The sequence below is a fragment of the Hymenobacter sp. UYAg731 genome (assembly GCF_054061335.1).
The window spans coordinates 430,913-451,851 of record NZ_JBSSEC010000005.1 but is presented as its reverse complement, the minus strand read 5'-3'; the positions used below and the strand labels follow the sequence as shown (position 1 = coordinate 451,851).

The following is a 20,939-nucleotide window of genomic DNA, read 5'->3' as shown; positions in this document are numbered from 1 at the left end:
GGGTGCGAAATAGCTGGGAGGTAAAAGCCAGTATATCTGAGCGGTAGAGCGCCGGGTGAGTGTGGACTAACAAACGTTTGGGGCGTGGTTCCCCAATCGTTTGCAGTAATACACCGCTAGCGCCTATCACCCTTACTGGCTTCTGAAAAAAAATTAAGAATTGGCAATGGCCAGCCACAGCAGCAGGGCCACGATGCTTTCGCCGTGGGCCTGGAAGTAGCCGCGCAGGAACTTCAGCGCCTGCGTCATCTGGGCCTCCACGGTTTTTACCGACAGGTTGAGCTGCTGGGCAATCTCGGGGTAGGAGAGGCCCTGCTGCCGGCTCAGGATAAAAATCTCACGGCGCTTGGGCGGCAATTGCTCCAGCGCGGCTTGGTAGAGGGATTCAAGCTCCGTAAATTCCACCTCATTGCCCACCTGCCCGGGGGCCAGGCCGGCGCTGTAAGTCTGGAAGCGGGTGCGTTGCTGTTGCCGCCGCAGCTGGTTGAGGATGGCGTGGTGGGCCGTAGTGAAGAGGTAGGCCTTCAGGGGCACGTCGTCGCGCAATTGCTCGCGCTTTTCCCAGATTTTCAGAAAGCATTCCTGCACGATTTCCTCGGCGTCGGTCCGCGACTTGAGGTAGCCGTAGGCAAACCGGTACACCAGCGCGCTATAGTGCCGGAACAGGGCATCAAAGGCCCTTTCGTCGCCTTGGGTGAGGCGGCGTAGGTAGTCCAGTTCCGAAAATTCGCGCGCTATCTCCAAGCAGATTCAGGGTAAAGCAAAGCTAAAATTAACGATTAAGCAGTTAAGCAAAATCACCCGGCAATTGTCCTTCGGCGGCTAACCGGCGAGCAGCGCGGTCGCCCCAGAATCAACACTGCCAGCAGGACGTGGCGGCGGCGGCGGGAGCCGGCAGCCCGCTAATATTCCGCAAGATGCAAACCCGTCGGGCTTCGCCGGTCAATTAGCATTACCGGATGATGGGCCATTCCTCACAGAAACAGAAAAGCGGAGCTTCACTTGCCGCGCCCTTGTGCCGCAGTGGCAATGGCGGCATGAGGTCAAAAAAAGAGCGACTACTCAAACGCCAGCAGCCGCGGGCCGCAAGCGTTTGGGGAATTACGCCGAACCAGCCAAGTACCCCAATCAGCCCCCGCAATAATTTTAGCAAATCCCCTTCTGCGATGCGCCGCTGCCGTTAATTTATTTGGCTTCTTTTCGCTGCAACTACCTCGCCGGGTGTCCGGTGTGCCGCTCTGGCAACAGCTATATCAGCAGTTTATACACACTGGTAAAACCCTTGAACGCAAAAAATCCCGGCCGCTGCTGCGACCAGGATTCTAGCTGTAGAGAGAGGACTCGAACCTCTAATTTTACTAGCGAGATAGGCTAGCGCGTCTGCCAGTTCCGCCACCCCACAAGGTTTGATAAGTCAAAAGTACGTAAAAGAATTATTAATAAAAATATAATTTTTAAGATTATTTTATTGTTAAATTCTGATGCTGACGCAATTTCATGCGCTATGAATAATATTTCTGGAATCCTAAACCCGCCCTACACGCTGGAAACAAAGGTTCCGTTCGCTGCAGCCGTCCTTTTATCTTTGCCGGAATAAAAAGCAAAAATAGTGACTGCCAGCTCCATTCGCAAAATCATTCATTTGGATATGGATGCATTTTATGCTTCGGTGGAGCAGCGCGACCACCCGGAGTTGCGCGGCCGGCCCGTGGCGGTGGGCGGCGCACGGGAGCGCGGGGTGGTGGCGGCGGCCAGCTACGAGGCCCGGCAGTTTGGGGTGCGCTCGGCCATGCCGAGTGCCACGGCGCTGCGCAAATGCCCGGAGCTGGTGTTCGTGCCGCCGCGTTTTGTGGTGTACAAGGAGGTGTCGCGGCAGATTCGGGCCATCTTCGCCGAGTACACGCCGCTGATTGAGCCGGTATCGCTCGACGAGGCTTACCTCGATGTGACGCACAACCTCAAACAGCTGGAATCGGCCACCCAGATTGCGCGGGAAATCCGGGCCAAAATCCTGGCCGAAACCGGGCTCACGGCCTCGGCGGGCATTTCGTATAATAAGTTTCTGGCCAAGCTGGCTTCCGATTATCGCAAGCCCAACGGGCAGTTTGTGGTGCGGCCCGGGCAGGGGCTGGCCTTCGTGGAAGGGCTGGCGGTGGGCCAGTTCCACGGCGTGGGGCCGGTGACGGCGGCCCGCATGAACGAGCTGGGCATCTTCACTGGGGCCGATTTGCGGGCGCAGGCGGTGGAGTTTCTGCACCAGCATTTTGGTAAGGTGGGGCGCTACTACTTCGCCATTGCGCGGGGCGAGGACGAGCGGCCCGTGGTGGCCGACCGCCTGCGCAAGTCCATGGGCTCGGAAACCACCTTCGCGCAGGATTTGCGCGAGTTTGCCGACTTGGTGGAAGCCTTGCAGCCGCTGCTGGAAGACGTGTGGGAATACTGCCAGCGCAGCGGCATCCGGGGCCGGACGGTGACCCTGAAGGTAAAATTCGGCGACTTCCAACAAATCACGCGGAGCCGCAGCGGCGTGGGCCTGGTGCCGGGGCCGGAGGTGCTGGCCCGCATTTGCCGGGAACTGGTGGAAGGGCTGTTTCCGCTGGAAAAGGGTGTGCGGCTGCTGGGCGTCACGCTTTCCAATCTGAGCAACGAACAAGAAAGTGCGGGCCGACAGCTCACCCTGAGCTTTTGAGGACAGAATTCCGCAACCTTTGGCGGTTCTTTTTCGACTTTGGGAGCAATTACTGGTGCGATTCTGGTTATGGAAGCAGCATCTTTACCCTTTGGCCCGTCAGGGCGCGGGTGCCGGCCCCGGATGCCGCCATTTTCCTTGCTTCACTAGACCTCTCCGCATGCAATTCCCCCGCTTTAAATTGGGATTATATTCCACCTCCGTGCTGGCCCTGCTGGGGCTGGCTTCCTACTCCGTGTACCAGGGCACGCCGCCGCGCGACCAGGTGATGCTTGGGGTGATGATGCAGGGACTGAACCAGCTCCACTACCAGCCCGAGAAGATTGACGACCAGTTTTCGCAGCGCGTGTACGACCTGTACATCAAGCGCATTGATGTGAACAAGCAGCTGCTGCTGGCCCCGGAAGTGGCCCAGCTCAGTCCCTTCAAGACCCAGATTGACGACCAGATGCGCGGCGGCAGCCACGAGTTTCTGGACGCTACCAGCGCGCTGCTGGCCAAGCGCATGCCCGAAATCCAGGCCCTCTACCGCCAGATTCTGGCCAAGCCCTTCGACTTCTCGGTGCAGGAAAGCTGGGAAACCGACCCTGCCAAAGCCACCTACGCCGCCAATGCCGCCGAGCAGCGCGACCAGTGGCGCAAGATGCTGAAGTACCAGACCCTGGCCCGCCTTTCGGAAATGATGGACGACGAGGCCAAGAAGAAGGACAAGCCCCTGGCCGCCACCAAAGTCGGGGCCTCGCCGGCCACCACTTCCGACAAAATCCGCACGCCGGTTGAGATGGAGGCGGAAGCCCGCAAGCGCGTGCTGAAATATTACGACGACGTATTCGTCGACCAGCTGCAAACCGATGGCAACGACCGCTTGGCCGCCTTTGCCGAGGCCATTGCCAACAGCTACGACCCGCACACGGACTATTTCGCTCCCATTGCCCGCGAAAATTTCGACATCACCATGAGCGGCCGCCTGGAGGGTACGGGCGCGCAGTTGCAGGAAGACGGCGGCAAGCTGAAAGTAGTCGACATCGTGGCCGGCTCGGCCTCGTCGCGACAGGGCGAATTGAAGGTGGGCGACCTCATTCTGCGCGTGGCCCAAGGCGCTGCCGAGCCCGTGAGCGTGGAAGGCATGCGGTTTGACAAAGCCGTGAAGCTCATTCGCGGGCCGAAGGGCACGGAGGTGCGCCTCACGGTGCGCAAGCCCGACGGGGCCACGCAGGTCATTCCCATCATCCGCGACGTGGTGGTGATTGAGGATACGTACGCGCAGTCGGCCCTCATCAAGCAGGGTGGGCGCACGTATGGCTACCTCAACCTGCCCGGCTTCTACGCCGATTTCAGCGGCAAGGGTGGGCGTAGCAGCGCGGCCGATGTGAAGGCCGAGCTGGCCAAACTCAGCAAGGAAAACGTGGCCGGCGTGGTGCTCGACCTGCGCTACAACGGCGGCGGCTCGCTCCGCGACGCCGTGGACATGGGCGGCCTCTTTGTGCCCACCGGCCCCATGGTGCAGGTGAAAACCAGCCGTGGCCCGGCCCAGCCCGTGGCCGATACCGACCCCGCCGTGCAGTACAGTGGCCCGCTGGTGGTGCTGGTGAACAAGTACAGCGCTTCGGCTTCCGAGATTCTGGCCGCTGCCATGCAGGACTACCACCGCGCCATCATCATGGGCAGCACGACTTATGGCAAGGGCACCGTGCAGCAGGTGTTCGACCTGGACAACGCCGTGAACGCGCAGGCCAACGCCCTCAAGCCGCTGGGCTCGCTTAAGCTTACCATCCAGAAGTTTTACCGCGTGAGCGGGGGCTCGACCCAGTTTAAGGGCGTGACGCCGGACATTATGGTGCCCGATGCCTTGGCGGCCTATGCCAAGGGCGAGCAGGAATCGGAATACCCGCTGCCTTGGGATGAGATTGCGCCCGCCGCGTTTCAGCCCGCTAACACACTGCCGGCCCTGGCCCCGCTGAAGGCCAGCAGCGCTGCCCGCGTGGCTGCCAGCCCCGGCTTTAAGCTCATCACCGAAGCCTCGCAGCGCGCCACCGAGCGCCAGAAGCAAACCGTGCTGTCGCTGAACCTGGCCGCCTACCGCACCCAGCAGGTGGAGGCCCGCGCCATCAACAAGCAGCAAACCGCCGCCCAGAATGCCCTGGCCGTGCTCGACGTGGCCGCCCTCGCGGCTGACGCCCGCCCGGCGTCCGACTCCACGGCGGCCAAGCGCCTGGCCCGCTTCCTCAAGCCGTTGCGCAAAGACCCTGCTCTGGCCGAAGCCGTGGCCGTGATTGGCGACGAGCTGAAGTAAGTCGGAAAGTAAATTCCACCAAAAAGCCCCCGTTGCTGAGAAGCAGCGGGGGCTTTTTGTTTCAGGATAAGCCAGTGCCGGGCCGGGGTTTATTGCCCGAGCAGGCCGTATTTGAGGATGCAGTAGATGGCACGGAAGCCGTCGCGCCAGCCAATTTTCTTGCCCTCGGCGTAGGTGCGGCCGTAGTAGCTGATGCCTACTTCGTAGATGCGCACGTCCTTGACGCGGGCCACTTTGGCGGTTACTTCGGGCTCGAAGCCGAAGCGGTTCTCTTCCAGCCGCAGGCCCTGCACGATGTCGCGCCGGAAGAGCTTGTAGCAGGTTTCCATGTCGGTTAGGTTCAAATCGGTCACCATGTTCGAGAGGAAGGTGAGCACGTTGTTGCCGATGCTGTGCCAGAAAAACAGGATGCGGTGCGGGTTGCCACCCAAGAAGCGCGAGCCGAACACCACGTCGGCAAAGCCTTTCAGGATGGGCTTTATCATGAGGTTATACTCTTCGGGGTCGTACTCCAGGTCGGCATCCTGAATGATGACGTAGTCGCCGGTGGCCTCGCGGATGCCGGTGTGCAGGGCCGCGCCCTTGCCCTGGTTCACGGCGTGCTCCAGTAGGCGCAGGCCCATTTCGGGGTAGCGGGCGGCGTAGGCCCGGATGGTGTCGGCCGAGGAATCGGTGGAGCAGTCGTTGACGAGGATAATCTCCTTGCCGATGTTGTTCACCAGCTTCAGCTCGCGCAGCAAATCCAGAATCTGGTGGATGGTGCGGGCCTCGTTGTAGACGGGGATGATAATGGAAAGGGTGTCGAACTTTATCACGGGAAAAATACTGAGCGAGGCCGGCGGCCGGCCTCGGATACTAAATGACAGCTACCGGCCCGGGGCCGCGCCGGGAACCGCTGCCGGCCCCGCAAAATCGACCAGCAACACGTAGCCCCGCTCAAAATTGAAGCGGTCCAGGATGCGCCCCTGGGCGGCGGCAAGCGTGCTGATGGACTCATCGGCGCGGTCGTAGAGCAGCCACACCCGGCCCCGGCCCTGCCGGTGCATCTGCCCAATGGCGTCCTCAAAAATATCGGTCGGGCTGGGGCGGGGCGCTTGCAGCACCACCGAAGCCAGTTGCATGGGCGGGGTGTGCTGGTTGAGGTAATAATAGGCCACCGGCGACACGTTGTAGTTCATGAAGGCAATTTCGCCGGGGCGCTGGTGCCGGGCAATGTACTCCATTCCGGTCCGTACTTCGGCATAGTCGCTGTAGAAGGGCTTGAACAAGTGGCGCAACCGCTGCTGGTTGCCCAGCACCACCAGCGCCAGCGCCACCAGCACCCCAAACGCCACCCGCCGGGTAGCGAGCGTGGCCAGCCCCAGGAACACCACCACGATAACCAGCGGCAGAAAGAATAGCGTGAGGCGGTGAATGAGCGAGTAGTAGTGTAGCGCCGAGGCCGTGAGGCAGGCCAGCACCGGCACTAGCACCAGCCAGAACAGCTCGTCGCGCCGGCGTAGCAGCTGCCAGGTGCCCACCGCCGCGCCCACCGCCGCCAGCACCATGGCCAGCACCGTTTTGCCAATGGCCCGGTCGGCGATGCCCGCCAGTTGGCCGCTCAGCAGCTGCAAGTCCTCCCGCGAGCGGGGCGGGAAGGCCAGGAAATATTCGTGGTGAAACCGTTGCAGGTAGGTCGATTCCGCGTTGGCTTTCAGCAGCAGAATGAAGTAGGTGAGGAAGCTGACCCCCCAGGCGGCTCCCACCAGCCCTAGTCGCACAGCGGTGCGGTAGTCGCGGGCCCCCAGGCTGCGCGTGAGCCACCACAGCCCAATGCCCGCCAGCACAAACACGGCCGTCATCGAGAGCCACACGGCGGCCGCGCCCAGCGCCGCCAGGCCCAGTGCCAGGCGCGGCGTGAGCAGCCGGCGGCCCGCCCAGTGGGCCACTTCCAGCAGGCCCAGGGCCACCAGTCCTTCGGTGGCGTACTGCTTGCACTCGGTGGCGTAGTCGATAAAAAGGCCACCGAAGGCGACCGAGGCCAGCGCCAGACAGGCAAATGTGGGCGGCAGCCAGCGCTGCGTCAGCCGCCGAAACAGCACCAGCGTGGCCCCGCTGCACAGCAGCGGAAACAGCCGCACCGACAGCTCGTTGTTGCCAAACAGGCCGATGCAGGCCTTCACCACCACCGAAAACAGCGGCGGCGCGTACTGCGCGTAGTCCAGGTTCTGGAACAGCTGGCCGTAGCTCCGCTCCACGTAGTTGCGGATGAGGTTGGCCTCGTCCAGGGCAATGGAGCGCTGCTGCCACCACACCACTACCCGCAGCAGCAGTCCCAGGCCCACAATCAGGGCCGCGACCCTGGCCCACCACCGGCTGGCAGGGGCAGTGGTGCCGAAAGGGGGCGAAGCGGGGACGGCTAGCGAAACGGGCATAGGGCAGATAGCCGCCCCGCCACCAGGCCCTCGGGGTGGTTGCGGGGCATGGCCACGGTCGGTAAAAGGAATGAATGCGGCTTCAAAGTAAGCGCATGGCTGCACAAAAAAGCCCCGGCTGCTGGCGGCCGGGGCTTTGCGATGGCCGGGGAGGTGGGGGCTGGCCCGCCGGCTAGTAGCTAAGGGAGCGTTGTGCTCTTAAGGGCAAGACTTTAGTTGCTACTCAGCTATTAATGGCTGGTAGCTTTACTGAATGAAGCAGGGCTTAGGCCATCACTCGATTTATAAGCGGGATATCCAACTGATGTGGAGCACGAAGTACCGCAACCAAGTGCTGGTAGGCGAGGTGCAACTGCGCTGCCGGGACTTACTGCGGCAGTTCTGCAACGCCCTCGATGTGCAAATACTAAAAGGATTGGTGAGCAAAGACCCTATGCATTTGCACGTACTGTATCCGCCTTCGTTGGGCATAAGCGAGTTGGTGCGGCGGCTGAAAGGCCGTAGCGCCAAATTGTTGTTGCAGGAATTTCCCGAGTTCAAGCGTCGCTATTGGGGCGGCCATTTCTGGGGTATCGGCTACGAGGCATGGAGTGTGGCCAATGTCACAGACGACATCTTGCAAGCGTATTCGAATCATCACAAAGACCGGCCGAACGGGAAGAGAATTTCATTTTGGAGTAGCCCACTTGAGTGGCAGCCTTTCAGTCGGCTTTAGCTGAAACCGCCGAATTCTATTCGCCCTCAAACCTATGGAGTTACAGTCCACAGTCGTTTAGTGCAAAGAACCCCGGCTGCGCATCGTGGCCGGGGTGCTTTGCGGTAGGGCCAGGCGATAGGCGAGCCGTTACTCCGCCAGCCCGTCGTAGTCTTTGGGGTACACCAGTTGCACCTCGTCAAACTCGCGCCAGCCACTGCCCGGGGTGGTGGCTTCGGTGTGGGCTACCCCAAGTAGCACGGCATTAAAATAGGGCTGGCGCACCCGCTGCGACTCGTAGGCCGGAATATCGAGCCGGGCATAGTAGGGGGTGTAGCCAAAGCTGCGGCCCTTGCACATGGCCAGTTGCCCGCGCAGATGCACAGTGCTGTTGCCCTCTCTAATCAGGAAGCTAGCCAGGTCTGGCAGGACAAAATCAACGTCGCCCGGGTTGTAGCTCACGTCGTAGTTAAAGCTTCCCTTCTCGTTGTTATAGGGCCGCCAGCACAGGACACCGATAACGCTGGTGCCGGCCCCGGATGGCTGCCGGCTTACTTGCCGCCGGTACTGCTCCAGGAAGTCGTCCAGTAGCTGCTGGTGGTTCAGGTTGTCGGTGAGCATGGCCTGCTCGGCTACCCTGATTTTGGTGATGGTAGCCATCGGCCTGGCTAGGGTACCGGCCAGTTCCATCGCCTCGGGAATGCGCCCGACAAACGCCAGGGCGGTGGCCAAATCCGAGAGTACTACCTTCCAAGGCTCCTGGCTAAAAGCCGGCTGGTTGGGCAGGTTCTTTATAAACGAGCGCAGGGCCGGCGTGAGGGTGAATCGTTGCAGACGGATGGGGCTTTGCAGCGTGGCGGCCAGCGTCAGCAGCAGGGCGTTGCGCTGGCGGCGGGCGGGCGGGCCGGGCACCGTGTTCAGGGCCCCAATCCAAGTCAGGTTGGGCTGGTCCTGACGCAGACGCGACAGGGCCGCGGTGCGTAGCGAGTGATAGCGGGTGCTGGAGCAGCGGTCAGGAAAAGCGGCCTCGACGAAGGATACGCTATCGAGCAGCTGCACCACGCGCTGGTCGGGCACGGGCTGGGCGGCCTCGCGCCGCAGCTGGTACAGAAAAAACGAGTTGAAGGAGCAGGTATGATAGGTTTCAAACAGCAGCGTTTTGGGGCGGGTAGGCTCGCGCAGAAAGCGCCCGGCATCCTGCTCGTCACGGCTGGCATCGGTCAGGTTGATGGTCTCCGGCAGCCCCAGACTCCACTGCGAGGGCTTGAGCTGGCTGGTCCCAAGTGGCCCTGCCTGCTCAAGGGCTTGCAGGCCGGCGCTGAAGCGGGCAAACGCCTGAGCGGCCTCGGCGGGCCGGTGCTTCAGCTCGTGCAGGTATACACCGTGCATCTTGGCCAGAAACGCTTGCAGAAACAAGCCGTTGCGCCGACGCCGGGCGGCGGCAGCCGGCCCGGAGAAAGGCTGCCCTCCTTGCTCGGCAAACAGGGGCTCGGCGGCGGCTACCTGCGGGGCGGCCTGCCACAGGGCCTGCCAGGTGTGGTCGCGCACGGCTACGGGCACCGAGAAGCTTACCCGGTCGGAGTTGAGGTAGTCGGGGTTGACGGCTCCGGTGCGGCCCTCGTCCTGCGCAGGCTTGCGGCCGTAGGAGGGGCCCACGTCGTACACCGAGTTGGCCGGGCTCTCGCTGAGCAGGCAGCACACGGCCGCCGCGTAGGTCCGGTTAAACGAAAACTCCCCCACCCGGCTGCAGCGGCGCAGCAAGTCCAACGTGTTTTCGGGCGTGAACAGGCTGTACTTCACCAAGTATGGCAGCAGAGCGATGCCGCCGTCGCGGTAGTTGAGCTGGCTTACCTGCGTGCGCAGCGAGTCGAGGCACCGGGCTACCTGCGCCGGTTGCCGGCGGGCCGCAAACACGATGGCCCCGCTCAGGTAGCCGCCGCTGTGAGCGGTGCTGCCCCCAGCGGCGTAGAGCCTGAGCTCGGGCGGAAACAACCGCCGGAACTGTCGGCGCGACGCGGGCATACCAAACGGATTCAGGCTTTCCAAAAAAGCCAGCTCGGCCGGCTGAAAATTGCCCTGTCCCAGCAGCACCCGCAGGCAAAAGCCGAACTCGTTGGCGCTGGGGGCCGCGCCGGTAGTGTCCTGCACTTCTTGGCGCACGTAGTTGTATAGGCGGTGCAGCATCCGCTGCTTGTTGGCTTCGAGGCGGCGGTTGGCGGCTTGCTGCGCCGCCAGCGGCTCGGGAAGGGCCACCCGGTGCCGGCCGGCGTACAGCAGGTGGTAGGTGTGGGCCATTGCTGCTAGGGCGGAGTACACCGCCGTGGCTCGTTGGCGGGCAGTTACAGGCTGCCCTGGCACCAAGGGCGTGCGCTGGGCTGCCGCATCCAGACGGCGGCTTAGGTCGAAGAGCAGTTGCCGGGCGTAGGGGTTTTCGCGCTCCACCGAGTCGTAGTCCATGTTGTTGGCCCAGGCGTACATACTCAGCTCGATGCCCAAGGCCAGACTGTCGCTACCTAGTGCGTCGAGCATACGCGGGAAAGCGTAGGCCCCGGCCGGCTGCCCGTCCGGCCGGTACATCATGTTCTTCAGCCGGTCGGTGTGCAGCAGAAACAGGGCCTTGTCGTCCACCACCACGTAGGGCGATTTAAGGTAGGGCGTGCGCTCCTTTACGATGGTATAGGCGATGTAGTCGCTCTGTTGCTGACGGCCATACCACATCAGCCGGCCCAGCCCGAGCAGCAACAGCGGCACCAGCACGGCGGCCGCCAGCCGGCCGGCTCCAAAGCGAGCCACCAGCAGCGGCACCGTCAGGCGGCGGCGGCTGGCCGCCAGGAAGCGCGTGAGCACTGAGGCCGGGGCATTGGCCGGGACCGGAAACGAGGTGGGGGAGCGGGGCCGCCCTGCCCCGTTCCCGCTACTAACAGCCGCCCCATTCCCCGCTTCGGCCGAAGCTCCAGGGCGGCCGCCGGTGGTGTAGTGCGCCAGCCAAGCGGGCATATTGGGCTTGCGCTGGCTCCACTGCGCGAAGTAGCTGTAGGAACCGATGGGCAATAGGAAGTCGCGGCTCTTGCCGTTTTCCTGCCAGCGGCTGGCCTGCTGCATAAAGTCCTCGGCCACGCGCACGTCTTCGGCTTCCTGCACGGCCCATTGTGCCAGGTGGTCCCAGTTCCGAATCAGGCTCTCGTGGGTGAGGTCGAGCACGGCATCGAGCGGGAGCACTGCTTGGTCGTCCTCGTCTTCGTTCAGAAACGGCGAAAGAAACGTGGTGCCCGGCTGGCGAAACGGCCGCAGAATGCGGCACACCACCGGCCAGGGCAGGGCCGCATCGTTGATAATGGCTGTGATTTCGGCCCCTGTCAGGCGGTTGCGCACCACGCGCTGGCCGTCGGTGCGGGTGAGCACCCGGAAGGCCTGCTCGATGACTCGCTCGGCGGTGCCCGGCAGCAGGGGCGGGGCGAAGGTCTGGTTGTAGCGGTCGGTGGCCCCGTGGTACAGCTGGTTGGCGTGGGCATCGAGCACGTTGCGCAGCGACGCATCGGCCAGCAAAAACTCCCGCTGCTGGGCCGGCAGCGTGGCCTGCCACCGCACGAAGCGCGGCTGGTCGGCGGCCGGCAGCTCGTCGCTCAGCCCGCCCACCATGGCGTAGTGGAGCAGGTCCATTTCCTCGCGGCCTTGGTCGGCGGCCAGCCAAATGCGGCGCAACGCGTGCTGGAGCACCGGCAGTTGGTCCTGGCCCTGGCGGATGTCGTAGAGTAGGCGCTGCACCAGCCGCTCGCTGATGCGGTTGCCGCTGAGCAGGGCCGGCTCCCTGATGACTTCCACAAATTCGTGGCGCAGCAGTCGGGGTACGAAGTACTGGCTGGCTCCTACCTGCTCAATCAGCCCCCGAAATTCGGCGCACTGGCCCACGAAGTCGGAGCGCATAGTGCATGCGATGTAGATGGGCAGGCCCTCAGCTTGCGCTAACTGGGTAGTTTCCAGCAGCAGGTTCACCACGGTTTGGGCGGCGGCGTTGGGGCCGTCCCGGGTGTAGTTTTCTGGGTTGGTGAAGAACTCCTCGAACTGGTCGACGACAATCAGCAGGTTGCTGGCTTTGAGTTGGTAGCGGCGCTGCTCGGCGGGCGTGAGGCCGGCGGGTAGCTCAGCCGGCGGGCATAGAGGCGAGGTTTGGTAGAGTTGAACCAGGGCTGAAAAGCCTTGTTCCAACTCGGTTTCGATGGCGGCGGCGCTGCTTTCCAACTGCAGGGCCGTGGCCAAGGACTGAGCCAGGTTGCGCAGGGGGCTGCGCTCGGGCCGGAAGGTGGCCACGGCCCAACTGCTGTAGCGCGCCCGCAGAAAGCCCGCCCGCACCTCGGGCAGCAGCCCCGCAAACACCAGCGACGACTTGCCGTCGCCCGACGCGCCGGTTATCATCACAAAGCGCCGCTCGGCCAGCAGGTCCAGGCATTTGCCTACGTGGCTTTCGCGGCCCCGGAAGTAAATGGCCTCGTCTTCGGTGAAGGTGCGCAGCCCGGTGTAAGGACAAATCGGTTCTTCGGCCCCAAAAAGGGAGGGGAGGGAGTTGTAGAAATCGGCCATCTACGCGCGGGCGTTGATTTGCTGAAGCACGCGGCGCACTTCCTCGCTCACGCCCAGGTGCGGCTGAATGCAGGAAATAACGCGCGGCGCCTTGAAACCCCGCATGCGGTTTTGCACCGGGTCGTCTTCGCCCACAAACAGGATGGGCGTGTTGGAGCCCGCCCCGCCCACCAGCCGCCACACCTGCTTCACGAAGGGCAAGGCCCAGTCGGCGCTGTGCTTGAAATACACCACCGCCAGCTTGCTTTTGGGAATGTTGCGCACCGTTATTTCCTTGTACAAATCTTCGCTGTCGGGCTCAATGGTCAGCATTTCCAGCGGGAACTCCTCGCTCAGGCGGTCGGTAATCTGGTTGGCTTCTTCGCTGTCCAATTCATTGAAAACGAAGAAAATATCGGTTTCCTTCTCCACCTCGCCCGAGGGCGCTTCCACCCGCCCCAGCGTGTTGCGCACGTCTTCAACCAGCTGCATGGCGCTGGGGGCGTTGGTGAAGGTGCATCGGTCCGTGAGCTCGTTGCGGATGGTGTTCACGAATTCCTTTTGGGCGGGCTTCACGGCCAGGGCCTCATCGGGGCAGTACCACACAAACTGCCGGAACGTGGGCTGGTCGGCGGCCGCCCGGCGGGCTTCCTGGTAGGCAAACACGGGAAAGGAGCATTCCTCGTCGTCCTCGAAGCGGCGGCCAAACTCATTGCCCAGCAGGTGCAGCGCGCAGGTGGCAGCGGCCAGGGCCTCGCGGGTGCGGGTCCGGAATTCGTCCTCATCCAAGGGGCAGTCGGTGGTGGGCACCACTTGCAGGCCGGCTTTGGTACACATCAGGGCCAGTTCTTCGCGCCGGGCGGCCAGCTCTTTCGAGGCCCAGGCCAGGAATACCACCGGGCTGCTGCCCGCCGGCCCCACCGTGGCCGGAGCCAGCAGGGGCGCGGGCGCGGGATGCCGGCCGGCCAGCGGTTCCGCCGAGGCCGGCTGCTGCCTGCGGGCCGCCACCAGCTCCTTGACGGCATTGGCTACTTTATTAATTTGGTTGCGGTAGAGCAGGCCATCAGTGGGGCGGGGCAGCTCGTCGTCTTTGGGCCGCAGCGGGCGGTTCACGCCCAGGTCCTGGTACACGAAATCGATGGTGCGCAGCTGCCCGTTCAGGGTGCGTTCCAGCAGCTGCACGTCGGTGGCATCGAGGTTGTGGATGCGAACCGGCAGCACGCGGCACCCCACGTTGCCGCTGGGAAGGCGCAGCGACAGGCCCAGGCGGTCGGCGCTGGCTTGCTGAAGAAACGGCAGAAACTCGTGCTGCCACGAAAACCGCTCGGTGTCGCAGTAGGTCTGCGAAATGAGCGGAATCAGGATGAAGGAGCGCAGGCGGTGGGCCAGGCTGGGGCCTACCTGGTGCGTGTCGCCCAGGCCGTCGGCGCGGTCTTTGTCGAAATAGATGCTCAGCCGCTCCTTGATAGTGGCCGCCAGCTCCTCCTGCAGGCGGGCCACAAACTCGGTCACCCAACCATCGAACAGGTTGTCGTTGTGCCGGTAGCTGATGAAAATATCGTACTCAAATTCGGATGCGGGGGTAGACATGGCGAGGGCTCGAAGCCGGCGGTTTTTTAGGGCAAGCCGCCTCGTTCAAATATACAAGTGTTTCCGGCGGGTATGCTATTTGTGCCAGATTTTAGCGTAGTAATACCTGCCTGGTGCGGGCTGGGTAAGCCGCCGGGCTCGCGGGCCAGTGGGCTTTTCGGAGGGGGCGGGGCAACGGCGGCCGCCTCGAGGCAGAGCGCGAAGTGAGCGCGGGCACCTCGTTCCGGGTGTATTTGTAGGGTCAGGCAAGCAGAAGGAGAGCCCCTGCGAGCGTTGGTCCTGCCGAGCGCAATAGAGGCATCTCGCGTGCTATAACTAATTGAACCGTTGGATAAAAGGTTTGCTGCCCCGCGCGAGATGCCTCGGCTGCGCTCGGCATGACGTTCTTTGCGGCGCTCAAAAAACCCCGCTAATCTCCCATGAAAGCCTTTATCTTCGACCTTAACGGCACCATGGTGCATGACATGGAATACCACACCCGCGCCTGGCAGCAGCTCTTCAACGAGGACCTGGGCGGCAGTTTCGGTTGGGACGAGGTGAAGCCCCAGATGTACGGCAAAAACCGCGAGGTGCTGGTGCGCGTGTTTGGCCCCGACCGCTTCACGGACGAGGAAATGGACCGTGTTTCGCTCGAAAAAGAGCGGCGCTACCAGCGCGAGTTTTTGCCGCATCTGGCCCTGCTGCCGGGCTTGCCGGAACTGCTGGAGCAGGCCCACCAGCGGGGCATTCCTATGGCCATCGGTTCGGCCGCCATCCCGTTCAATATCGATTTCGTGCTCGATAACCTCCACATCCGGCACTACTTCCAGGCCATCGTGAGCGCCGATGACGTGACGGTGAGCAAGCCTAACCCCGAAGTTTTCCTGCGCTGCGCCGAGTTGCTGGGGGTGCCGCCCGCCGATTGCCTCGTGTTCGAGGACGTGCCCAAAGGGGCCGAAGCCGCCCGCAATGCCGGCATGCCGGCCGTGGTGCTCACCACCACTCACGCCGAGGCTGAGTTCGCGCACCTGCCCAACGTGCAGCACTTTGCCCCGGACTACACCGACGCCTTCATGCGCGGGCTGGTGGCGTAAGAACAAATAAAAAGGAACGTCATGCTGAGCGCAGCCGAAGCATCTCTACCGCCATACTAAATCCTATTGATTGGATTGGTTGAACAATAAAGATGCTTCGGCTGCGCTCAGCATGACGTTCCTTTTAACCCACCAGCTCCCTACGGCAGCACCGAAACCCGCACGGTCGACGGATGCCCGGCATCGTGGTACAGCCGGATGGTGGCTTTCTGAAAGTCCCTGGCATCGGCCGTGGCAATGGGCACGAAGGTTTGCGGGTTCCTGTCCACCAACGGGAACCAGGTGCTTTGCACCTGTACCGTCATCCGGTGGCCTTTGGCGAAGGTGTGGAGCACGTCGGGCAGCTCGTATTTCACCTCGGTGGGCTGGTTAGCCTTGAAGGCCTCTGGCTTGCTGAAGCTGTTGCGGAAACGGCCGCGCATCACCTCGGCGCGCACGAGGCGCTGGGTGCCGTCGGGCTGCTCGTCGATGACTTTCACGATGAAGTCGGCATCGGTGCCGGAGGTGCTCACCCATAGGTCGGCGGTGAGGGGGCCGGCCAGGGTGAGGGCATCGGGCAGGGTTTCGGTGCGAAAGGTGAGCACATCGGGGCGCTTGGCGGCGAAGCGTTGGTCCTCAATCATGTATTCGTTGTTGCGCTCGCCGTGAATGCCGTCGGTGTACGGCACGGGGTTGGCCGGGTCGCTGAGGTATTGATATGGAATATTGACAGAGTTATCTCCGCCAACTCTGCGGACATAAGGAGGAGTGGACTTAAGTCCCATCGAACCTTCCTTTTTAGATTGTGTGTCAACTATGTCCAGTCGATTAGACTCCTGAAAATATATAGTGCGGCTTTCCGTAGCGGCCGGCGGCCACGCCGGGTAGGTTTTCCACTCATTAGTGCCGGTGTTGAACACCGTAGCTTCGGCTGGGTTAAAGGTTCCTTTGTCTTTTAGGTAGAAGTTAAAAAACGGCGTTTCCAGCGTCTCACGGTATGTTTCGGCGGTGTTTGAGCCGAAGCTGAGAGGGCCGAATTTGCTCCAATCCGGCCGCGCCCAGGCCCCGTGGGTCCAGGGGCCCATCACGAGGCGGTTGGGGATGCCGGGGTTCTGCTTTTCGATGGCCTTGTAGGTGTTCAGCGCCCCGTACAGGTCCTCGGCATCGAACCAGCCGCCCACCACCAGCACAGCCGGTTTCACGCCCGTGAGAGCCGGGCGGATGTTGCGGGTTTGCCAGTAGGCATCGTAGGTTTCGTGCTGCTGGTACTCGTTCCAGATGCGGGCGCGGTTGTTGAAATACTTTGGGCCGTTGGCGTTTTTGATGGGGCCGAGGTCGAGGAAGAACTTGTAGGCATCCTTCGTCTCAAACTTGAACAGCGGCTCATAATCGGCCACCGGCTGGGGGCGCGGTACGTCGAAATAGTTGGTGAATTCGAAGTTGTCGAGCAGGTAAAACGCGCCCTTGTGCCGGGCATCATCGCCGATAAACTCATCCGTGACCGGCGCCTGGGGCGATACCGCTTTCAGGGCCGGGTGGGCGTTGGGCAGCGCCGCCGAGGCGTAGAAGCCGGGGTAGCTGATGCCCATCATGCCCACGCGGCCGTTGTTGCCGGGCACGTTTTTCAGCAGCCACTCAATGGTGTCATAGGTGTCGGTGCTTTCGTCGTGGGGCGCGGGGTTGTTGCCGCTGGCTTTCGTGCCCGGCGGCAGGGCCGGGGTCATTTCCTCAAACTGGCCCTCGCTCATATACCGCCCGCGCACGTCCTGATACACGAAAATATACTTCTCCTGCGACAGCTCCCGGCTGGGGCCGGGGCCGCGCGTGCGGTACTTCTGCTCGCCATACGGCCCGGCCGAATAAGGCGTGCGCGTCATCAAAAACGGGTAGGGCGTGGCCGGGGAAGTACCTTTCGGTACGTAGATAGTGGTGTAGAGCTTCACGCCGTCGCGCATGGTAATCCGGCGGTCGAGCTTGGTGTAGTTTGCTTTGACGAAAGCCGAATCCGGGGCGCGGGGCGGGGTTTGGGCCTGGGCGGCGGGCGCGGCGGCCAGGAGCAGGAAGGCGAGGAGCAGGCGGGGCATAAGGGGAAGCGTGAGGAGTTGAACGCGGAACAAAGAACGTTATGCAGAACGCAGCATCTTGCGCTCAATAAGTTCTGGTCCGACCGCCCTAAGCGGTCTGACCGGTTGAAGAAAGCACGTTTCGGCAAACAACGACAACCGGTCGGACCGCCTAGGGCGGTCCGACCGGCTTCTTAGCGCAGCATCCGCACCGTGGTGTCGAGGCGCTGGGTGCGCAGGTAGCCGCGGTACTGCTCCTGGAGGCGGGCCATCGCGTCGCGGTGCTCGTCGCGCTGAAACAGGCGGACCTTGTATTTCTCGCCGGGGGCCGTGCGGCGCAGGTTCACGTAGGTGAGCTTGCCGGTCGATTTGCTCACCGTGGCCCCGTTCTGGATGCGCTCGACGCGCTTGCCGTTGTTGCCGAACAGGGCTTGCAGGGGCTTGAGGCCGATGTAGAGGTTGGTGGCCCCGTCCAGCCCGTAGTGCCCGCTGATTTCCAGGTTGCTCAAATTACTGTTCAGGTGCAGGCCAGGGATGATGACCTGGCCCTGCGCCAGCACGAACTCGGCCCGCACGGGCTCGAAATACAAATGGCTGGTGCGCTCGGACTTCATGAATTTCAGCGCCTCCATCAGGGCTTCCACATTGATGAGCTCCAGGTCGCGGACATCGGTTTTGAGGTAGCCAGCGGTTTGGGCCAGGCCGGGCAGGAAGGCGGGGCCGAGGTCGGTGCGAATGTCGGCCACGCCCCGCAGGCTACCCCGAATGTTGTCGCCCCCGAGCACGCTCAGGCCCATGCTGGTGGCGGCGGCAAACAGGCCCGGTAGCTGAATATCTTCCAGGCGCACCTGCAGCTGCGTGGGGTGATGGGCGCGGTTGGCGGTGCTGCGCATGTAGCCGCTCAGGCTCAGGCGGCCCTGCAAGGCATCAAAAGAGCAGTTATCGAGCCGGGCCTCGCCATCGAGCAGGTGCGATACCAGCCGGAACCGGCTGCCGCGTAGCACACCATAATGCACCTCATCGGCCTCCACGCGCAGCACGGCGCTCAAAACGCCGTTGGAAAACAGGGAAGGGTTGCCGGGCAGGCGCAGCCGTTGGGCGCGGCGCTCGGCTCGGCGCTCGGCCCGGGCCAGGGTGCGGGCGGTGGGCACCGTGTCGGGGTGCGCGGTGAGGCTGGCGATGAGGCCGAGCAGGCGCTGCACGTCGAGGGTGGCGTAGCGCAGGGTCAGGTCGGCATCGGCGGCCGTCAGGTGCAGGCCCTCCACCTGGGCCGTGCCGGAGGCTTCGCCGTGGCCCCCCTCCGGCGTGAGGAAGCGCAGGTATGGCATCCGCAGGGTGGGGCCGCTTTTTTCAAGCTGCAAACTCACGCGGCGCATGGTTTCGTCCTCGGGCAGGTCCACGCGGTCGATTTCGAGGGTGAGCTGGCCGTTGGCCGACAGCAGCAGGTCGCGCAGGGCCGGGCTGGCCCCGCCAGCCTTTGGGCGGCGAGCGCGGGCGGTCCGGGTCGCCTCGGGGGCGGGGCGGTTCAGGCGGGCCAGAAATTCCAGGTAGTTGATGGAGGCGAAGTGTACGCCCACCCGGTACTGCACGGGGGCCACGCGGTTGTCGGGGTCGGTGGGCCATTCCACGTCGCCGCGCACGTCGCCGCCCCACACGCGGCCGGCCAGGTCCTGGAGCCGCACCCGCTGGCCATCATGCCGGATGGTTACGGCCAGGTTGCTCAGCGTGTCGGTGGACAGCAGCAGTCGCTGGCAGCGCAGGCTCACATCCAGCAGCAGGCCCGGCGGAATGAGGGCGCTGCCCAGGGTGGCGGCCAGCTGGGCCTTGTCGCGGGGGGCACGGTTGGGTTTGGGCAGGCTGGTGGGCGCAAAGCCTGCACCGGCGGTGCGGGGCACGGGCTGCATGAGCGCCCGCAGTTGGGGCACCCGCAGCTCGTCCACCGCAAACCGGCCGCTGATGCTGGCCGTGGGCTGCTGCCCGTTGAGGTAGCCCAGCAGGTTGACGGTGGTGGCCGAGGCCTGAAACCGCATCTCATTGAGCACCCCCGAAGCGTTGGCCAGGTGCCAGAGGCTGTCGCGCAGGCCCACCTGCACGTCTAAGTCCGAAATGTCGGCCCCGCGCGCCGGCAGCACCAGCGAGGCCCGGTGCAGCGTGATGCTGCCGCGTAACGACAGGGGCCGCTGGGGCTTTGGGGGGGCGGGGCGGTCGGGGCGGGGCGGGAGCAGGCCGCGCAGGCGCACATCGAGGTCGGCGGTGCCGCCGCGGGCCTGCCAGCGGTCGGAGGCAATGAGCGCACCCAGCTCGGTCAGCTCGGTGCGGCCCCGGAAATGGCCATCCAGAAAGGGGCGGCGGAAGTTGCGCAGGGTGAGGGCTACGTCGAGCTGGCCGGCAGCCGAATACACCCGGCAGTGGCGCAGCGTGAGCATCGTGGAGCGGATGTTGTGCTGCGGCCCGCTGTCGTAGCTGCCCTGCAAATCCCAGCGCCGGATATGGCGGGCGGGCTCGGGCCATTGCAGGCTGGCCCCGCGCAGGCCGAAGGTGAGCACGTTGCGCGGCGACACCGTCGGCCCGCTCAGGCCCGTGATGGTATAGTGAATGTGGGCCTTGCTGGGGCTGGTGGTGCCGGTCAGGTAGGGCTCCAGGCGGGGCGGCAGGGCGGCGTGCAGCACATCTACGAGGGGCTGGTTGCCCACGAAGCGCAGCGCCATCATGGTGCCGGCGGGCTGGTCGGCGGCCACGGTGTGGGTGCCGCTCACCCGAATGGTGTCGCCGTTGAGGGTGGCGCGGGTGCGATAAATCAGGCCCTGACGCTTCTCAAACGTGTATTTATAGTTCACCCAAGCCGTCACGGGCTCGCGCTCGAACAGGGTGCCGGCACGGGTGCGCAGGTAGCTCAGCTCGCCATCCAGGGTGCCGGCCACACGCAGCACGCCGCCTCGCAGCCGCGCCTTGAGCTGCGCCTGGCGCACCAGTACCCCGAAGGCCCCACGCGAGTACCCGTTGTGCGAGCTGAAGCGGAAGTTGTTCACCACCAGTTCGTCCAGCTTCAGGTTGAGCATGGGGGCTTTGCCGGTGCCCTTGCGGCGCTTGCCGCGCAGGCCCCAGGCGCGGCCCAAGGAATCGACCCGCTCCTGAAAATCCACGTCGCTGATTTCGACCCGCGCCACATCAACCCGGCCGCGCAGCAGGCTCAGCAGCTCCACCCGCAAATCGACGCGGCCAATACGGAGCACCGGCACTGACTTTTGAAACGAGGTATCCGTGAGGGCCAGGTGCTGGATGGAGGCCGTGAGGTGCGGAAAGTCGCGCCAGGGCGACATTTCGACCCGAAACGGAGCCAGCACCAGCTCGGAGTTTTGCGTCAGGCCCTGCCGCACTTTTTGGGCCACCAAGCGGCGGCCGTAGTCACTGCCCAACTGCCAGATTGCCACCCCCGCGCCCAGCACGGCCAGCAGCAGCACCAGTGCCAATACTCGTCGCAGGGTGGAAAATCTCATAAAATGCCGGGTGCGCGGCGGGGCCGCCGCGTGCTAAGGAGCCAATGTAGGCCAGCATACGCGAAAGTTGCTTGCGCGTATGCTGGCCCG

11 protein-coding genes and 1 tRNA gene are annotated in these 20,939 nt (G+C 63.5%); 4 read left to right on the top strand and 8 right to left on the bottom strand.

The features are described 5' to 3' along the window. Positions 1 to 153: 153 nt before the first annotated feature. Positions 154 to 744: an RNA polymerase sigma-70 factor gene (locus ACVWYF_RS17705; protein WP_457070439.1), complete on the bottom strand. Its 591-nt coding sequence runs from the start codon at positions 742 to 744 to the stop codon at positions 154 to 156. Between the two features lie 582 nt (positions 745 to 1,326). After that, a tRNA-Asp gene (locus tag ACVWYF_RS17700) sits at positions 1,327 to 1,402 on the bottom strand. Positions 1,403 to 1,648: 246 nt separating this feature from the next. Here ACVWYF_RS17700 and dinB point away from each other — a divergent pair. Together dinB and ACVWYF_RS17690 are read left to right on the top strand one after the other, a co-directional pair. Continuing rightward, positions 1,649 to 2,689 (top strand): DNA polymerase IV, encoded by a 1,041-nt coding sequence (gene dinB, locus ACVWYF_RS17695; RefSeq protein ID WP_457070437.1) that lies wholly within the window; start codon positions 1,649 to 1,651, stop codon positions 2,687 to 2,689. Positions 2,690 to 2,870: 181 nt separating this feature from the next. Then, positions 2,871 to 4,982, top strand: a complete 2,112-nt coding sequence (locus ACVWYF_RS17690) for a carboxy terminal-processing peptidase (protein ID WP_457070436.1) — start codon at positions 2,871 to 2,873, stop codon at positions 4,980 to 4,982. A gap of 89 nt (positions 4,983 to 5,071) precedes the next feature. Here ACVWYF_RS17690 and ACVWYF_RS17685 read toward each other — a convergent pair whose 3' ends face one another. After that, on the bottom strand, positions 5,072 to 5,797 hold the full coding sequence (locus ACVWYF_RS17685; protein WP_457070434.1) for a glycosyltransferase family 2 protein: 726 nt from the start codon (positions 5,795 to 5,797) through the stop codon (positions 5,072 to 5,074). Between the two features lie 51 nt (positions 5,798 to 5,848). Further along, on the bottom strand, positions 5,849 to 7,396 hold the full coding sequence (locus ACVWYF_RS17680; RefSeq protein ID WP_457070432.1) for a hypothetical protein: 1,548 nt from the start codon (positions 7,394 to 7,396) through the stop codon (positions 5,849 to 5,851). Between the two features lie 253 nt (positions 7,397 to 7,649). On the opposite strand from ACVWYF_RS17680, the gene tnpA reads away from it, so the two are divergent. Beyond that, positions 7,650 to 8,111, top strand: coding sequence for an IS200/IS605 family transposase (tnpA, locus tag ACVWYF_RS17675; RefSeq protein WP_457070430.1), 462 nt, complete (start codon positions 7,650 to 7,652; stop codon positions 8,109 to 8,111). Between the two features lie 129 nt (positions 8,112 to 8,240). Here tnpA and ACVWYF_RS17670 read toward each other — a convergent pair whose 3' ends face one another. Together ACVWYF_RS17670 and ACVWYF_RS17665 are read right to left on the bottom strand one after the other, a co-directional pair. After that, positions 8,241 to 12,668 carry an nSTAND1 domain-containing NTPase gene (locus ACVWYF_RS17670; RefSeq protein WP_457070428.1) on the bottom strand — a complete coding sequence of 1,476 codons (4,428 nt, stop codon included), beginning with the start codon at positions 12,666 to 12,668 and terminating at the stop codon, positions 8,241 to 8,243. Continuing rightward, entirely contained in the window at positions 12,669 to 14,237 is a 1,569-nt protein-coding gene (locus ACVWYF_RS17665; protein ID WP_457070426.1) for a hypothetical protein, read from the bottom strand. 419 nt (positions 14,238 to 14,656) lie between these two features. On the opposite strand from ACVWYF_RS17665, the gene ACVWYF_RS17660 reads away from it, so the two are divergent. Continuing rightward, positions 14,657 to 15,310 carry an HAD family hydrolase gene (locus ACVWYF_RS17660; protein WP_457070424.1) on the top strand — a complete coding sequence of 218 codons (654 nt, stop codon included), beginning with the start codon at positions 14,657 to 14,659 and terminating at the stop codon, positions 15,308 to 15,310. Between the two features lie 140 nt (positions 15,311 to 15,450). On the opposite strand, the gene ACVWYF_RS17655 is transcribed toward ACVWYF_RS17660, so the two are convergent. Together ACVWYF_RS17655 and ACVWYF_RS17650 are read right to left on the bottom strand one after the other, a co-directional pair. Then, positions 15,451 to 17,373: a CocE/NonD family hydrolase gene (locus tag ACVWYF_RS17655; protein WP_457070422.1), complete on the bottom strand. Its 1,923-nt coding sequence runs from the start codon at positions 17,371 to 17,373 to the stop codon at positions 15,451 to 15,453. A 173-nt stretch (positions 17,374 to 17,546) separates the two neighbouring features. Further along, complete coding sequence (locus ACVWYF_RS17650; protein WP_457070420.1) at positions 17,547 to 20,849, bottom strand: hypothetical protein; 3,303 nt, start codon at positions 20,847 to 20,849, stop codon at positions 17,547 to 17,549. Positions 20,850 to 20,939: the final 90 nt, after the last annotated feature.